A 15723-nucleotide genomic window follows, 5' to 3' on the forward strand; every position below is an offset into this window, starting at 1 on the left:
CTTTTATTCTTCCTATCCTCTCAGACTGAACCACAGCGGCCCAGGTGTTTTCCTCACGTTGCAGTTGCTCCAGCCAACGGGCAAAGGCCTGTTCGTCGCCGGCCAGGTACAGACGCTCTGCTGTGTGCCCCCAGTCTTGCAGGGTCTCCTGATGCTTGCGGGCGATAAAACTTATCTGCTGTTCGGTGGTGGTCCCCAGAAAGGAAATCACCCAGAACAACACCAGGGTTCCCAGCGCCAAGGTGCCTGACAGCTTCCACCACAAACGGTGATTCACTGGAAGCAATACCCCTTGCCGTGCACCGTCTGGAGACGATCGCCGGCAACACCAGCCTCCACCAGCTTGCGACGTACCCGGCTCAGGTGCATGTCCAGACTTCGGTCATAGCGACTGAATTCCTTCTCCAGCACCACCTGGTAGAGATAGGGTTTGCTCAAGGGTTCGCTCTGGTGCAACACCAGAATCCAGAGCAGGCGAAACTGGATCGGAGTCAGGACGACCGGATTACCCTGAACGCTGACGGTCATGGCGTGGCGGTCAAGCTTCAGCTCACCGGCAGACAGTGTCGCAGGGTCTGCACGTTGATCGGTTTCGCCCAGGGTGCACCGCAGCAACGCCTCGATTCGCAGCAGCAATTCGGTGAAACTGAAAGGCTTTGGCACATAGTCATCGGCCCCCTGCTGATACCCCATAATGCGCTCTTGCTCGGCACCACAGGCGGTCAGCATCATGACCGGGGTCTGGCGGGTTTTACGGAGCTTCTCCAGGAATTCGAACCCGTTCATCCGCGGCAGCAGCACATCCAGAAGAATCAGGTCCAGCCGTTGGCCCAATGCGGTAACCAGTGCCTGATCACCCTCATAGCGCTGCACCACGTGATAGCCGCGGGAGGCCAGTAATCCGGACAGCTGATCACTGAGGGATTGGTCGTCTTCGACAATCAGAATCTTCGGGTTTCGGTTGGCCAGCGTTGCCATGGTTTGACATCCATTACCAAATGATAACGAATATCATATGCAACAGAGGGCGGTAGCTCAAGTGTCAGGGCTCACTCGGCAGGCGCAGAAAGCGCTTCCTGCAGCAAAGCCAACAAATGGGCGGGCATGCCCTCGGCCAGCTTCAGGGCAGCACGGTGGCCACGGGGCGTCATTTTGGCCCAGGTCCGGCGCACAATGCGCAGCCATTTTTCTTTGTCGTAATCGGGATTATCTTCAAAGAACTGCGCAAAATAGCGCTCCAGAAACACCATACACGCCACGTCTTCCAGCAACTGGGTATCTTCGTCTTCCCGCAGTTTACGCTTGGTCAGAATGGTTTCGACCCGCTCGCACTCGGCTTGCGGATAGCCGCACTTCGCCATGATCTCAGCCGCCCGGCGGCCATGCATTCGGCCGCACGCCTGTCGCCACTGATAGTAATTCTTGCGGCCCTCACCATAGTCACTCCGGGGCATGGTCCAGCGCTCGATATGCTGGGCCCGACAGGCAATCTGCATGCGTTCGGAAGGTTCCGGCTCCAGCTCAAACAGCCAGCGGGTCATGTGCAGGCTATAGGCGTATTCCCTGGGAAGGGATTCACCGCCTATTTCCTCACGGTTGGGATCCTGCTGGTTTGCCTGGTCGATGGCGTTAATCGCACATTCCAGATTGGCACTGGCGCTCATCATTCAGTCCTTCAAGTCGCATGGCTCGCTCTTGGCGCGCCCGGATGAACAGGGCGCGCCGTCTATAGAGCAATACTATCAGCCGGTCGGACCTAAGGTCACCGGCGAACTTCAAACCTGAGCCGAAGGTCGCGCCTTGATCCGGTCGAACCAGGCCTGCAGGTGTTCCTGCTCCGGTTTGATGCGGATATTGACCACCCGGGCGAAGGCCACGGTGGTGAAGGCATTGATGTCGGCGGCGGTGAACCGGTCACAGCACAGGTATTCCTTGCCCTCGAGCTGCTTGTTCAGGAAATGCATGAATTTCTCGACGCCCTGGCCGCATTCCTCGCCCCACTCCTTGATGGGGTTCATCCGATCCTTGAAATAGCCGGTGGTGTGCTGAAAGCACATGCCGGTGGGCATCATGAAGTAGAATTCGATCCAGCGCAGCCACTGTTCCACCTGGGCTTTCTCCAGCGGCGATTCACCCAACAGGCTGGGGGTGTCCGGATAGCTTTCCTCAAAATAGCGGCAGATGGCCATGGTTTCGGCAATGCAGGTGCCGTCGTCCAGTTCCAGTACCGGCACTTTCTTCATCGGGTTGCGGGCAACAAATTCCGGGCTCAGGTTCTCCCCTTTTTCAATATCCACCTGCACCAGTTCAATCTGGTCCAGCAAGCCTTTCTCGGCCAGGAACATGCGCACTCGGCGTGGGTTGGGGGCGGTTCGGGTTTCGAAGAGTTTCATCTTGTTATTGGCTCCGTTCACTCGTTGAATTGACGCCAATGAGCGTGACCGCAAAAAACAGTTGCGTCAAGCAACCGCTATTGACCAGGCAACCACTGTTCCATCTGCCGGATGATCCACCCGGGTTCATCCAGCGGCAGGTCGTGCCCGGCATCCGGATGCAGCCGAAGCGTCCAGCACCAACGCCGTTCCAGCTCGGCGCTGCAATGCCAGTGCACAATACGGTCACCCTTGCTCGCCAGCAGCAGAGCGTCTGCCATGGGCCGCTGCGGCAAAGGCCGAAACCCGACTGCCGCCCGCAACTGATTGTACGCCGTACGATAGTTGACCGGGCGCTGGCGCTGGATGCTGTACCAGGCTTTGCACAAAGACAGTGAAATCTCTCGATTGGACGTCAGGCGCAGAATATCCCGCTCCCGGTGAAACAGCTCTCGACGGGCCAGTAGCTGAGTCACGCGCGGCCAGGCCAGCGGGCGCATGCGCCTCCAGAACGGGCTGAAACCGGAACTGGTGTTGACCAGAACCAGGTGCTGCAGCTCCCCGGGTTCGGCATGCTGGGCCCAGTCAAGGGCCACCATACCGCCCATGGACAACGCCAACAGGCTGAACGGCCTGGGTATATGATTGACCTGCTCACAGACGCGCCTGCGAATCTCAGGGATAGTGCCGGGAGAATCCTCGCGGAACAGTGTGCCGGTGCCCGGCAGATCAATGGTGTGGAACCGGTGTTCCGGAAAGGCCGAGCGAAGCTGTGCCGGGAAATCGCCCCAATGGCCCTGCTCCCGGGTGAGGCCTCTCAGAAGGATCCAGTGCATGTCATCGGCTATCCCTGTACCAGTGCATAATGGCAGCTTCCCTCAGCATGGACTCTTCATCCGCCCCCGGCAACCAGTTCTCATGACTGGCAGCGGCGTTCAACAGGAAATCAATCCACGGCATGTGACTGCGCAACACCCTTTGGTGTCGGTGCGGAACCAGTGGGTTGAAGAAGCCTTCCAGCCGAAACAGCTGACGCGGGCGTTTACGAATCCAGCGCCAGGATCCCATTTCCAGGGTGAGCGGCAGAAAAACACCCTCGCTGGTTCGGTTAACCTGTTTGTAAAAGTAGTCCCATAGATCACCATGGGTCAGATAGTGGGCAGATTGCGGCTCAAAACGGTACGTGTGATTAGGGTAAGCCTGTTCCCAGATCAGTTTGAGCGCCATGACCGAGCCAATGCGGCGCATGGGCCGGCGGCGGTAAGCGTAGGGAAACCAGATCTGATCCTGCCAGCCAAAGCCGGAATGACAATCCAGCGCCAGACTGAATGGACGGCCCGGCAACAGTTCCCGGACCACCGACTCGAGGGCCAGGTTCTCGGCTTCCATCCCCTGTTCGGGATCACCGGTATACCAGGGCAAGCGTGGTGAAAGCCGCTGCCCTCCCAACAGGAAGGCACTGCGATCCTGGGCCGTGATCGGCGCATTACGCATCAGATCAACCCCGTTCGGATTGCTGCGCTGGTTCAGGTACATGCCGCCCGGGTTCAGCATGGGCAGAAGCGTGATGTGCACCCGCTCCAGAAGCGCCTGTACGCTGTCCTCCCAGGCCAGGCGGGCCAGAAAAGAAGACAGCCACGCCATCACCACCTGCGTGCCGATACGCTCAAGCCCATGAACTCCGCCAATCAGCATAACAACGGGCACATCCTTGCGGTCGGTGCCCAGGTCGACCCGATAGACCGGCAGCTCCAGGTCCCGAACGTTCACACGGGACAGGACCGAACTGGAGACACCTTCCGGCGCCTCCGCCAGCAGCCGCTCGAGCTGGATCAGCTCCGGCAGGAAGGTGCGAAGCCTTCGTTTCTGGCCTTTGTCCCGGCGGGCTTGCTCCGCTGGTATCACAGCGTGGGGCGTCAATGCTTTCAGTTCGGTCATTTCAGGCTCTCTGGCAACGGCTGCTGACAGTGTGCGCCAGAAATGCTTCAGTCCGTTGACAGTGTCGAACCTGTTATTGCAAATAGTATGCAAGGGTATACTATGAAAATGCACCTTCGCAGATTACCGTGACCCAATCCGCTCATGCCCAGATTCCCGTTGCTCATCCTGGCCCTGTTGATGGCCGCCTGCTCACCCGATGAAGCTACAGAACCAGGACGGCATGAAGCTACGGAAAGCGCCACGCGCCAGCAACCTGCCCCCCATCCTGATCAACACCGGATCATTCTCGCCGCCGACCCCTGGTGCCCCCATAACTGCCGGGCTGGTGCGCCGGAGGAAGGTTATATGGTGGATATTGCGCGGGAGATTTTTGCCGCATCCGGTTTTGACGTTGAGTACAGAAACTATGGCTGGGCCCGCTCACTGAGCCTGGCCCGGGAGAACCGGATTGATGGCGTTATCGGCGCCCTGAAAGGTGACGCCCCGGACTTTGTCTTTCCCGAGCGGCCCATGGGCACCGCCCGTATCGGCTTGTATACCCATCCGGAGAGTCAATGGCAATACAAGGGGCTGGAGTCGCTTAACGGCAAAACCCTGCTGGTAATCAACGGTTACTCCTACTCTCCGGAGCTGGATCGTTATATTGCAGACTATGCCGATGATCCCGAAAGAGTCTGGGTCATCTCCGGAGCAGCGCCCCTGGGGCGAGCCCTCAGACTACTGGCACAGGAACGCACAGATACCTTCGCCGAAGACCAGGCGGTCATGAGCTGGTTTTTGCAGGAACAAGCAGGATACACCACCCCAAGACTGGCCGGTATCGCCCATCAGGCTCCCGTCTACATTGCCTTCGCGGCCGAGAATCCAAGAGCGGAAGAACTGGCCAGGCTACTGGATGCGGGCCTGGCCAGACTGGCTGCAACTGGCCGACTGAACGCAATCAAGGCGTCCTACGGGCTCTCCACCTCCGACTGAAACGCCTTGATGGTGTCGCCAGCGGGTGTTTGCAGCAGCAATTCGCCATGCCGGCCAATCCGGCCATCCGTTACCTGTTCCAGCAGCTCCAGGAATCGCCTTTCCTGGTTCATCAGAGCGGGCGCACAGGCCATCATGGTGGTGGCCTGCGGACTGAAGGACAGCCCTTCTCCGGTCAGGTTATAACTTCCCACATAACGATTACAGGAGGCCCGACCCGCGACCCGGTTATCCGCCAGGAACCTCAGGGTAATCCTGGAGCGGTCAATAATGCCGGCGCAGCCAAGGTCTTCCACAACCCATTCGGCTCCCCTGAACAGGCGCTGACGATCCCCGCCACAGCCCTCGAACGTCTCATCGCCGAGTGTCAAACGAACCTGAGCCGGATACTGAGCGCCAGCCATCTGGTCTTCACACAGCTGGTGGGCGATCCGCACTTCCACACGCTCATCACCCAACGTGGCCTCATAGGCGCGGCCATGACGATTGGCAAGAATCTCGTTCAGGCGGATATCTTCGGTGACTTGCTGGTCGTAAGGACGGGTCAGCCGCATCTGGCCATTCTCGATGACAACAGACCAGAACGGTTCCGTGCCTATCCCACGAAACGAGGATTCAATGGCGCCCGGCTCCAGGCACTCGGGAAGCGTCTCGCCACGCAGGCTCAGCGTTGCCCGCTCCCCCTTGCTCCAGAACCGGGTATCCGGGTCGCCGGGCGCGACAAACAAGGCGCCTGAGGCACTCTCGGCCGGCTTGAGCAGAACCCGGCGGTTCAAGTACTCCAGCCCTACCAGTTCGTCATCACCAGAGCTGGTGACCGTAACTTCCAACTGGCCACATTGATAGCGGCCAAATTCCGACAACCCGGTCTTTGTCGGGCTGGATGCACAGGCACTCATCAGTGCGCCTGCAAGAACCACGACAGACAGCGATACACCTTGTCGCAAAAACATGAACACATCCTCTGTTGTTCCAGACTACAAGTCGCCATTGTAGAGATTCCATCCTGGATTCACCACGATCGAGTCAAAGCGCTGAGGCAGAAGCGTATTCTGTGTCACGTCATCGCCAAGGCGACCGGAACTACTCCTGTTCAGCGGCTGGCGAGGCCAGGATGGTAACGCCCTGCCCGGTCTCAAGCACCAGACGGCCATCTGCGGCGAACTGATACCCGTGAACGTCGCCCAGCAGTTTCAGAAACCGGTTTTCCTGCTGCATCAGGGTCTCGGGGCAGGCCATTCGCGTCGCGGCCATCTGGGAAAACACCAGTTCTTGACCCTGAATGTGCCAGCCTCCGTTGTAACGGTTGCAGGACGATGAGCCAAACACCCGCCCTTCATCGGTGAACCCGATGGTAACCTCACTACCCTCAAGCACCGGCTCACCATCAATCTCTTCCACCAACCACTGGCTACCGGCCAGCGACCCGGGCTTTCCACCCTCTTTCTCGGCATTGAGGGAGCAGCCCCAGAGCGACCCGGTAATCAGCAACATCGCCATGACATTCTTTGCAAGACTCATATAACCCCCTGATAGATAGTGAGATAACCATTACATTCTACGCCTGCCGTCTTGGGAATTCGCCTACAGAAAGGTTAATCTTGAGTTACCAGACATCCGGAGCAACACCATGGCGATCAAACTCTATCAGTTCTGCATTTCGCACTACTGCGAAAAGGCGCGTTGGGCCCTGGACTACAAGGGCATCAACTATCAGACCGTCAACCTGCTCCCGGGCCAGCATGTAAACACCATTCGCAAACTGACCGGGGCCGAGTCGTCTGTACCGGTACTCGAACACGACGGCCAGATCATCCAGGGCTCCGGACATATCCTGGATTACCTCGACAAGGTCTTTCCAGACAAGCCCTTATTGCCGGCGGATCCAGACCTTCAGGCCAGGGTTCTTGAATGGGAACAGAAGCTGGACGAACAGGCCGGCCCCGCTCTGCGCACCTGGGTGTACCACTATTTTCTGCAACGCCCGAAAATAGTGGTACCCATGCTGGCAGCGGGCACACCATTCTATAATCGTATCCTGCTCAGCCTGGCCTTCAGCCGGGTTGATGAGATCATGCGCAAGTGGATGAAGATCAACCAGAAAACCGCCGATACCTCACAGGCAACCCTCGAGGCTCTGGTTAAAGAACTGGCCGAGATCTATCAGCACCGTCCGTTCCTGGTCGGCGATCAGTTCACCCGCGCCGATCTCACTGCCTGTTCACTGCTGGCGCCGTTGTTCCAGCCGCCCGAGTACCCCGTGCCCTGGCCAAAGCCGGCCAAGATCCCAAAGCCTGTGCAGGCCTGGCTATCCGAATGGCAGACTGCCATCGATCCCATCGCCGCGGTGTATCGCCAGAACCGGTGACGCTGGCCAGGCGGTGGCGGAATAGGCCAGCAACCCTGGCGCAATAGGACATCGCCTTTAGCCGACGCTGTGCGATGATGACTTCCAACAAAAATAATTTGGGGAGCAGCCATGGTGTTGATCGACATGATGCGGACAGTGCTGGAAGACAGCGGGCTGATCAGCCTCTGGCAGTCCCTGGCCCCCTGGCTGGCTCTTGACGAACGACAGCTGATTTTCGTCATCGCCACCCCCGTGTTCATTGCCGTTACCTTGTGGGAATACCTGAAGATACGGCATGACCCACGGTTGATGAACGTGCCGGAGGCTATTCGCAACTTCGCCCTCGGTGCCGGCTACCAGGTTACTGAGTTGTTTTTTGCCGGTCTGATTGCCTTTCCCGTCTACGCACTCTGCTATCACTATCGCCTGCTTGAACTGGAGCTGAACTGGACGACCGGATTTCTGACCTTTCTCGGTGTGGATTTCTGTTTCTACTGGATGCACCGGGCCAGCCACCGCATGCGCTGGTTCTGGGCCGCCCATGTGGTCCATCATTCGTCCGAACGCATGAACTTCTCCACCGCCATGCGCCAGAATGCCACCAACATTTTCAACGGCATGTGGATTTTCTATCTGCCCATGGCGCTGATCGGATTCAACCCGGTGTGGATCGGCATCGCCTATGCCTTCTCTCTGGTGTACCAGTTTTTCGTGCACACCACGCTGGTGGGGCGCCTGCCGGCCTGGATCGAGCACCTTTTCAACACCCCCAGCCACCACCGCGTTCACCATGGTCGTAACCCGGAATACATCGACCGCAACTACGGTGGCACACCGATTATCTGGGATCGCCTGTTCGGAACCTTTGTCCCGGAGAGCGACAGCAACCCACCGGAATACGGCATTACCCGGCAGATTCATTCCAATAACCTGATTGTGCTCTGGACCCACGAATATGTGGACATGTTCCGCGACATGGCCCGCCCCGGCAGCTTATTGTCCCGTCTTCAGCATTTATGGAATCCGCCGGAGTGGCAGCGCCCGGCACCTCAGAACAACAACAAGGATGTGGGCCGAGACCATGACCGAACACCCTCTGACGCTGAATACCCCTGATGGCCACACCATTGCCGGACGGCAATACCTGCCGGCACAGCCAGTTGCCATTCTGGTGATCAGCCATGGCATGGCGGAGCACGGTGATCGCTACCAGGAGCTGGCCCGCTGGTTCGGGGCTCATAACATTCTTGTCATCACCTATCACCACCGGGGCCATGGCCCCCACTGCCCGGCCGAACACCAGGGGCATTATGCTGATCAGAACGGATGGCAACGGGTGGTGGACGACCTGGCGCAAGTGGTAGAGACTGCCCGCAAGCAGCATCCAGGCCTGCCAGTAAATCTGCTCGGCCACAGCATGGGCTCGTTCATCGCTCAGAGCTATGCCCAGCAATACGGCGACCGTATCAACGCCCTGATACTCAGTGCCACCAACCGCATCCACCGGCTCCAACTGCTGGCCCCGCGGCTGCTGGTCAACCTGATTGCCGGCGTCCGTGGCCGGCGCCATCGCAGCCGGCTCATCGGCAAGATGACCTTTGGCCAGTTCAATCGTGCTTTCCGGCCCAACCGTACCGGCAGCGACTGGCTGAGCCGCGATGCCGAGCAGGTAGACCGCTACGAAGCCGATCCTTGCTGTGGTTTCGATTGCTCCGTGGGGCTCTGGCAGGACTTCATTGGCGGGATGCTAAGCATCCGGCCGGCAACCTGGCATCGGGATCTGCCGGTACACTTGCTGTCCGGCACCGCCGATGCCGTGGGCGAGATGGGGAAAGGCGTCCGCCAGCATTTTCAGACCATCCGGGAGTCGGGCATCGAGCAGGTAACGCTGCGGTTGTTCGACGGCGGGCGCCATGAGATGCTCAATGAAACCAATCGCATGGAAGTGTGGCAATACGTGCTAAGCTTATGCCGTATTCAGTCGCCCGCTCGGTCGGAGACCCGCGACCTGCCACTGGCCCAGTCACTACCATAAGGAATCGCTATGAGCCGCCGTACCTGCTGGCGTTTCTTCCCTTTGCTGGCAATCTGGCTGCTTCTGCCCCTAAGCAACGCCTATGCGGGGAATCTGACCCTCGCCGTCGCTGCCAATTTCACCGACACCACCGCCAGTCTGGTGGAGACATTCAAGGCCTCAACCGGTCACCGGGTCACCGCCAGTTTCGGCTCCACGGGTAAACTCTACGCCCAGATTCGCAACGGCGCTCCATTTGATGTTTTCATGGCGGCCGATGCTCAACGCCCCCGGTTACTGGAATCCGACGGGATGGCCGTTCCCGATTCTCGCTTTACCTATGCCAGGGGCAAGCTGGTGCTCTGGAGCCCTGAGATCGCGGCCTTTATCTCTCCCATCGCCTACCTGAGCGAACAGCCGTTCTCGCGGCTGGCCATCGCGAATCCTAAAACTGCCCCCTATGGCCAGGCCGCACAGCAGGTCCTGGAACACCTGGAACTCTGGTCACCGCTGCAGCCCAAACTGGTCCGTGGCGACTCCATCGCCCAGACCTTCCAGTTCATTGCCAGCGGCAATGCCCAGGCCGGGCTGGTGGCGCTGGCTCAGGTCAAAGCCTGGCCGAATCAGGACGGAACACTCTGGCGGATTCCGCAAGCCTATTACGCCCCCATCGACCAGCAGGCGATTCTTCTGAAGCGCGGTGTCGACAATGCTGCCGCCAGAGACTGGCTCGCCTTCCTGCAATCCCCGGAGGCTGTTGCGATTATTCAGGACTACGGATACGACACGGCGGACTGATGCTGGAAACCTATTGGCAGCCGGTCTGGCTGACGCTGAAGCTGGCTTCACTGACAACCCTGGTACTGCTTCTGGTAGGAACTCCGATCGCCTGGTGGCTGGCCCGGTCCCGTCACTGGCTGCGCCAGCCGATTGCTGCGGTCGTCGCCTTGCCATTGGTCCTGCCGCCCACGGTGCTCGGATTCTATCTTCTGCTACTGCTTGGCCCGAATGGCTGGGTCGGCCAACTGACAGAACGTCTTGGCCTGGGTTTACTACCGTTCACCTTTGAGGGCCTGGTAGTGGCCTCGGTTATCTATTCCCTGCCTTTTACCGTGCAACCCCTGCAGAACGCTTTCGAGGGTATCCGTGAAGGGTTTCTGGAAACCGCCGCCACCCTCCGGGCCGGGCCCTGGGACCGGTTTTTCTTCGTGGTGATTCCGCTGGCCCGCAACGGTTTTATCACCGCCAGCGTGTTGACCTTCGCCCATACAATCGGCGAGTTCGGCGTCATCCTGATGATTGGCGGCAATATCCCGGGCGAGACCAAAGTGCTGTCGGTGGCCATCTACGATCACGTGGAATCCCTGGAGTACACCCAGGCCCACTGGTTGGCTGCGGGCATGGTAGCGTTTTCCTTCATCGTCCTAGTGACCCTGTACGTCCTCAATGGCAGGGCCCGGGCGGGGGCCCTGCGATGAATCCCACAGCCATCGAGGCACGTTTTATCTGCCGCTTTCCCGGATTTGAACTGGATGTCGACCTGAAGCTACCCGGCAACGGGATTACCGCTTTATTCGGTCACTCCGGATGCGGCAAAACCACGCTGCTCCGCTGCATCGCCGGGCTGCAGCAGGCCCAGGGACAGCTTTCCGTATTCGGCACGCCCTGGCAGACAGACACCCTGTTCAGGCCGGTTCATCAAAGGCCCCTGGCCTATGTGTTCCAGGAGACGCATCTGTTTCCTCACCTGTCGGTGCGCCGGAACCTGACGTTCGGGCAACGCCGGGTTCCAGCCGAGCAACGCCAGATCCGGTTTGACGATGCCGTCTCCTGGCTCGGGCTGGCCCACCTTCTGGAGCGTATGCCTGCCAGACTGTCCGGGGGCGAACGACAACGGGTTGCCATTGCCCGGGCCATTCTCACCAGCCCTCGACTGCTGCTGATGGATGAACCTCTGTCGGCACTGGATCAGAGCTCAAAGCAGGAGATACTGCCCTACCTTGAGCGGCTGCGCGACCATCTGGCCATTCCGATGATCTACGTTTCCCACTCCACCAGCGAAGTGGCGCGCCTGGCCAACCACATTGTAATGATGGACAAGGGACGTGTTATCGCACAGGGACCGCTGCAAGAGACTCTGGCCCGTGTGGACCAGCCGTTTCGGCTGGAGGAAGACGCCGGCGTACTGGTTCAGGCAAGACTGGATGCGCTGGATGAGCCATGGCATCTCGCCCGCTTCAGCTTTGACGGTGGCAGCTTGTGGCTACGACAGGATCCGCGCTTCCGGCACGGTTGCCAGGCCCGCATACAGGTACTGGCAAGAGATGTGAGTATCGCGTTGACGGAGCATCGCGACCAGAGTATCCAGAATTTGCTGCCGGCGCGGGTGGATCACGTCGAGACTGACGTCACCCCCGGCATCACCCTGGTGCGCCTGCTGGCTGGTAATACTCCGTTTCTGTCCCGGCTGACCAGCCGCTCCGCGGCCCAGCTGGCACTCACCCCTGGCCAGCCGGTGTGGCTCCAGATCAAATCGGTTGCCCTGGTGGACTGAAGCGCCTCAGGCCCGACTTCTGGCCCCTTTGGCCACAGAGTGTGACCAGTGATATCGCTACTCTGGCGTTTAAACACACTATGCCGGGAGCGGACTGATGCCGACCAAACATGAACACTGGGTGACCAGTGGAGACCTTCTTCTCTACGCCGTTGCGGAGGGCAACCCCGAGGCAACGCCCATTGTTCTGGTACACGGCTACCCCGACAACCACAGTGTCTGGGACAAGGTGGCGGCAGCACTCAGCCAGGAATATCTGGTGATTCGTTATGATGTCCGCGGGGCTGGCCGCTCCGACAAGCCAGCTCGCACCCGGGACTATCGCCTGGCGCTGCTGGCAAAAGATCTGCAAGCAGTCGTCAACGCCATTGTCCCCGACCAGTCATTTCATCTGGTTGCCCACGACTGGGGCTCCATCCAGAGCTGGGAATCAGTGACGGACCCCGATCTTCAGCAGCGTATTCGCTCCTACACCTCCATTTCCGGCCCCTGCCTGGATCATGTCGGCTTCTGGATTCGCAATCAGATAGGCTCACCTGCGAACGGAGGCACCACCAAAGTACTGCGTCAGTTGGCGAGCTCCTGGTATGTTTTCCTGTTCCAGCTGCCGCTGCTACCGGAAATGATCTGGAAAGCCGGGCTTGACAAAGTCTGGCCGAACTATCTGAAGACACAGGAACAGGTTGAAGACGCCCGTTTCAGCCCCTGGCAGAAAGCAGACGGACAATATGGTGTGAAGCTCTATCGGGCAAACTTCCTGCCCAGGCTGCTGCGCCCAAGGCCCCGGCACACCCGCTGCCCCGTTCAGGTCATCATTCCCACGCGCGACGCCTACGTCGGCCGTCATCTGACCGAACACCTGGTGCACTGGACCGGAAAGCTGACACTTCAGGAACTGGACGCCCCGCACTGGGCACCACTGACCGAGCCCGACGCCATCTGCCAGTCTGTCGGGAGTTTTGTGACCGCTAATCGTTAATGGCTTGGCAACGAGGGACTGGAAAAAAGTGGCATGCGACCGATGTCCACCAACAGGCGGCGCATCGGTTCATCTGGAGTGCCAGGAGGAGCAGGAAGGAGACAATCAGCGAGTACCGTAAACCACCATGGTTTTGCCCTTGACCCGCACCAGACCCTGGTCCTCCAGGGTTTTCAGCACCCGCCCGACCATTTCCCGGGAGCAGCCAACAATGCGTCCAATTTCCTGACGGGTAATCTTGATCTGCATGCCATCGGGATGAGTCATGGCATCCGGCTCCTTGCACAGATCCAGAAGTGTACGAGCTACCCGACCGGTGACATCGAGGAACGCCAGGTCGCCTACCTTACGTGTTGTCTGGCGCAGGCGCGAGGCCATCTGCTCACCGATAAAGTACAACACGCGCGGGTCCTGCTGGGCAATTTCCCGGAACTTGGTGTAGCTGATTTCCGCCACCTCGCACTCGGTCTTGGCTTTGACCCAGGCACTGCGGGAATCCATGTTATCGAACAGCCCCATCTCGCCGAAGAAATCACCGGCATTGAGGTAGGCCATGATCATTTCACGACCATCGTCATCTTCAATAATGACAGTGACCGAGCCCTTGACGATGTAGAACAGGGAATCGCTTTTATCACCCGCATAGATGATGGTGCTTTTGGCTGGGTAACGCCGGCGATGGCATTGGGAAAGGAAGTAATCCAGGTGTTTGGTCTTCTGCTCAACCGGCTTGACAATGGTAGCCATAATGCGAGACATGCCTCCTCAGAGTCTGGCGATTCCTGATCGTTTTTATATCCCCGCCTGTCCGTGCGGGTTAGGGGTTTTACTGATATGCCACGCAACTTATAACAAGAAGGTAACTTTTGGGCAACTCAAAAGCGGATACAGGATGTATCTGAAGGCAATACCGCTTTGGTCGCAACCACATCATGCCGCAGGGAGTTAACTGTGCTAGCATCCTGCCCATTCATTCAGGCACCAGGGGTAACTCCGATGAAAGCAACCGTCGACTGGACCGGCAACGCCAGCTTCAAAGCCACCAGTGGCAGTGGCCACAGTGTTCAACTGGACGGGCCCCCTGATCATGGTGGCGAAAACCTGGGCCCACGCCCGATGGAGTTGCTGCTGATGGGCGTGGGTGGCTGCTCCTCCTTCGATGTGATGAGCATCCTGAAGAAAAGCCGCCAGGACGTGACAGCCTGCCACTGCGAGCTGGATGCCGAACGCGCTGATGAAGTGCCGGCCGTGTTCACCCGCATCCATCTTCATTTCGTGGTTAGCGGCCACAACCTGAAGGAAAAGCAGGTGGAGCGTGCGGTCAGCCTGTCTGCAGACAAGTACTGTTCGGCCTCGATCATGCTGGGCAAAGCCGGTGTCGAGATCACGCACAGCTTCGAGATTCAGGCCGCCAGCTAAACCGGCAAGGCAAATTCCGGCCAGCGCCCGGGAGCCGGGGCTTTTCGTTATGAAAAATGTCATTGCAAATACTATTCAATGACACCTGCGGTATGCATAATACGCAACTTTCTCCGCCGGTCTGCGCAAAAGGTGAACAATTCCGTTCACCCGGTCAGTAGTCGGTGGCGGCCTCGGCAGGGAGAGCTCCTCTCCCTGTGATCATTCATCTCCATTTCCCGGAGGGGCTGAGCATGGAAACCAAACTCCAGCTGCACGGTTTCAACAACCTGACCAAATCCCTGAGCTTCAACATCTACGACATCTGTTACGCGCAGACCGAAGAACAACGCGAAGCCTATATTGATTACATCGACGAGATGTACAACGCCGAGCGTCTGACCCAGATTCTGACCGATGTGGTCAAGATCATCGGCGCCAATGTTCTCAACATTGCCCGTCAGGATTATGAGCCCCACGGTGCGTCCGTCACCATGCTGATCGCCGAGCACGAACTGACCGACAGCGAAGCCAATAACGAAGAGTCTCCCGGCCCGCTGCCGGATACCATTGTGGCGCACCTGGACAAGAGCCACGTGACGGTTCACACCTACCCGGAAAGCCATCCCCATGACGGCGTAAGCACCTTCCGTGCAGATATCGACGTCTCCACCTGCGGTCTGATTTCACCGCTGAAGGTACTGAACTACCTGATTCACAGCTTCGACTCGGATGTGGTTACCGTTGACTACCGCGTACGCGGTTTCACCCGTGACGTAGATGGCACCAAGCATTACATCGATCACGACATCAACTCGATCCAGAACTACCTGACCGAGGATACCCAGAACGCGTATCAGATGATCGACGTCAACGTGTATCAGGAAAACCTGTTCCACACCAAGATGATGCTCAAGGAGTTCAATCTGGACAACTATGTGTTCGGAGTGAACGCCAGCGATCTGGACCCGGCAGAAGCCCAGTCCATTGAGGATCGCCTGCGCCGGGAAATGCTGGAAATTTTCTACTCCCGCAACGTGGAATAATCGCTCCGGGGGTGACGACGGGGCTACCGTCGTCACCTTCTGGTGCCTTCGTCAGTTTTTTTGACCTCCCCTGCCAGAATTCTGCGTTTTCATC

At 58.6% G+C, this 15723-nt stretch carries 19 protein-coding genes; 10 read left to right on the plus strand and 9 right to left on the minus strand.

What is annotated here, in order from left to right:
* The 6 genes from Q675_RS0119415 to Q675_RS35455 all read right to left on the minus strand — a co-directional run.
* A partial coding sequence (locus tag Q675_RS0119415; RefSeq protein ID WP_031211784.1) for a histidine kinase sensor domain-containing protein occupies positions 1-277 on the minus strand: 277 nt, incomplete at its 3' end.
* Positions 274-978 (minus strand): response regulator transcription factor, encoded by a 705-nt coding sequence (locus Q675_RS35435; protein WP_023012034.1) that lies wholly within the window; start codon positions 976-978, stop codon positions 274-276. The genes Q675_RS0119415 and Q675_RS35435, both read right to left, overlap by 4 nt.
* Before the next feature lie 71 nt (positions 979-1049).
* Positions 1050-1667: a DUF4202 domain-containing protein gene (locus Q675_RS35440; protein ID WP_031211785.1), complete on the minus strand. Its 618-nt coding sequence runs from the start codon at positions 1665-1667 to the stop codon at positions 1050-1052.
* Positions 1668-1775: 108 nt separating this feature from the next.
* The gene (locus tag Q675_RS35445; RefSeq protein WP_023012036.1) at positions 1776-2393 is read right to left on the minus strand and encodes a glutathione S-transferase family protein; all 618 of its coding nucleotides are present in this window, start codon (positions 2391-2393) and stop codon (positions 1776-1778) included.
* Between the two features lie 77 nt (positions 2394-2470).
* Positions 2471-3208, minus strand: coding sequence for an alpha/beta fold hydrolase (locus tag Q675_RS35450; protein ID WP_023012037.1), 738 nt, complete (start codon positions 3206-3208; stop codon positions 2471-2473).
* 1 nt (position 3209) lies between these two features.
* Positions 3210-4310 (minus strand): M14 family zinc carboxypeptidase, encoded by a 1101-nt coding sequence (locus tag Q675_RS35455; RefSeq protein WP_023012038.1) that lies wholly within the window; start codon positions 4308-4310, stop codon positions 3210-3212.
* Positions 4311-4454: 144 nt separating this feature from the next.
* On the opposite strand from Q675_RS35455, the gene Q675_RS0119420 reads away from it, so the two are divergent.
* Positions 4455-5288 carry a substrate-binding periplasmic protein gene (locus Q675_RS0119420; protein ID WP_031211786.1) on the plus strand — a complete coding sequence of 278 codons (834 nt, stop codon included), beginning with the start codon at positions 4455-4457 and terminating at the stop codon, positions 5286-5288.
* Here Q675_RS0119420 and Q675_RS35460 read toward each other — a convergent pair.
* Positions 5264-6241, minus strand: a complete 978-nt coding sequence (locus Q675_RS35460) for an META domain-containing protein (protein WP_023012040.1) — start codon at positions 6239-6241, stop codon at positions 5264-5266. The two genes, Q675_RS0119420 and Q675_RS35460, sit on opposite strands and share 25 nt — an antisense overlap.
* A gap of 130 nt (positions 6242-6371) precedes the next feature.
* Complete coding sequence (locus tag Q675_RS35465) at positions 6372-6809, minus strand: META domain-containing protein (RefSeq protein ID WP_011786952.1); 438 nt, start codon at positions 6807-6809, stop codon at positions 6372-6374.
* A 109-nt stretch (positions 6810-6918) separates the two neighbouring features.
* On the opposite strand from Q675_RS35465, the gene Q675_RS35470 reads away from it, so the two are divergent.
* The 7 genes from Q675_RS35470 (at position 6919) to Q675_RS35500 (ending at position 13185) form a co-directional block, all read left to right on the plus strand.
* A complete protein-coding gene (locus tag Q675_RS35470) occupies positions 6919-7656 on the plus strand; it encodes a glutathione S-transferase family protein (protein WP_023012041.1) in 738 nt (245 codons plus the stop codon).
* A gap of 111 nt (positions 7657-7767) precedes the next feature.
* Complete coding sequence (locus tag Q675_RS35475; RefSeq protein ID WP_023012042.1) at positions 7768-8754, plus strand: sterol desaturase family protein; 987 nt, start codon at positions 7768-7770, stop codon at positions 8752-8754.
* Positions 8720-9673: an alpha/beta hydrolase gene (locus Q675_RS35480; protein ID WP_031211787.1), complete on the plus strand. Its 954-nt coding sequence runs from the start codon at positions 8720-8722 to the stop codon at positions 9671-9673. Before Q675_RS35475 ends, Q675_RS35480 begins: the two co-directional genes overlap by 35 nt.
* A gap of 9 nt (positions 9674-9682) precedes the next feature.
* Positions 9683-10450: a molybdate ABC transporter substrate-binding protein gene (modA, locus tag Q675_RS35485; RefSeq protein WP_023012044.1), complete on the plus strand. Its 768-nt coding sequence runs from the start codon at positions 9683-9685 to the stop codon at positions 10448-10450.
* Complete coding sequence (modB, locus tag Q675_RS35490) at positions 10450-11130, plus strand: molybdate ABC transporter permease subunit (RefSeq protein ID WP_023012045.1); 681 nt, start codon at positions 10450-10452, stop codon at positions 11128-11130. Before modA ends, modB begins: the two co-directional genes overlap by 1 nt.
* A complete protein-coding gene (gene modC / locus Q675_RS35495; protein ID WP_023012046.1) occupies positions 11127-12206 on the plus strand; it encodes a molybdenum ABC transporter ATP-binding protein in 1080 nt (359 codons plus the stop codon). Before modB ends, modC begins: the two co-directional genes overlap by 4 nt.
* A gap of 97 nt (positions 12207-12303) precedes the next feature.
* The gene (locus tag Q675_RS35500) at positions 12304-13185 is read left to right on the plus strand and encodes an alpha/beta fold hydrolase (protein ID WP_023012047.1); all 882 of its coding nucleotides are present in this window, start codon (positions 12304-12306) and stop codon (positions 13183-13185) included.
* 105 nt (positions 13186-13290) lie between these two features.
* Here Q675_RS35500 and crp read toward each other — a convergent pair whose 3' ends face one another.
* A complete protein-coding gene (gene crp / locus Q675_RS35505; RefSeq protein WP_007153756.1) occupies positions 13291-13932 on the minus strand; it encodes a cAMP-activated global transcriptional regulator CRP in 642 nt (213 codons plus the stop codon).
* Positions 13933-14181: 249 nt separating this feature from the next.
* Between crp and Q675_RS35510 the strand changes: the two genes are divergently transcribed.
* Both Q675_RS35510 and speD read left to right on the plus strand, forming a co-directional pair.
* A complete protein-coding gene (locus Q675_RS35510; protein WP_023012048.1) occupies positions 14182-14604 on the plus strand; it encodes an OsmC family protein in 423 nt (140 codons plus the stop codon).
* Positions 14605-14837: 233 nt separating this feature from the next.
* A complete protein-coding gene (gene speD, locus Q675_RS35515) occupies positions 14838-15629 on the plus strand; it encodes an adenosylmethionine decarboxylase (protein WP_022993175.1) in 792 nt (263 codons plus the stop codon).
* The last annotated feature ends 94 nt before the right edge of the window (positions 15630-15723 follow it).

Source organism: Marinobacter sp. EN3, assembly GCF_000475315.1.
Taxonomy (GTDB): Bacteria; Pseudomonadota; Gammaproteobacteria; order Pseudomonadales; family Oleiphilaceae; genus Marinobacter; species Marinobacter nauticus.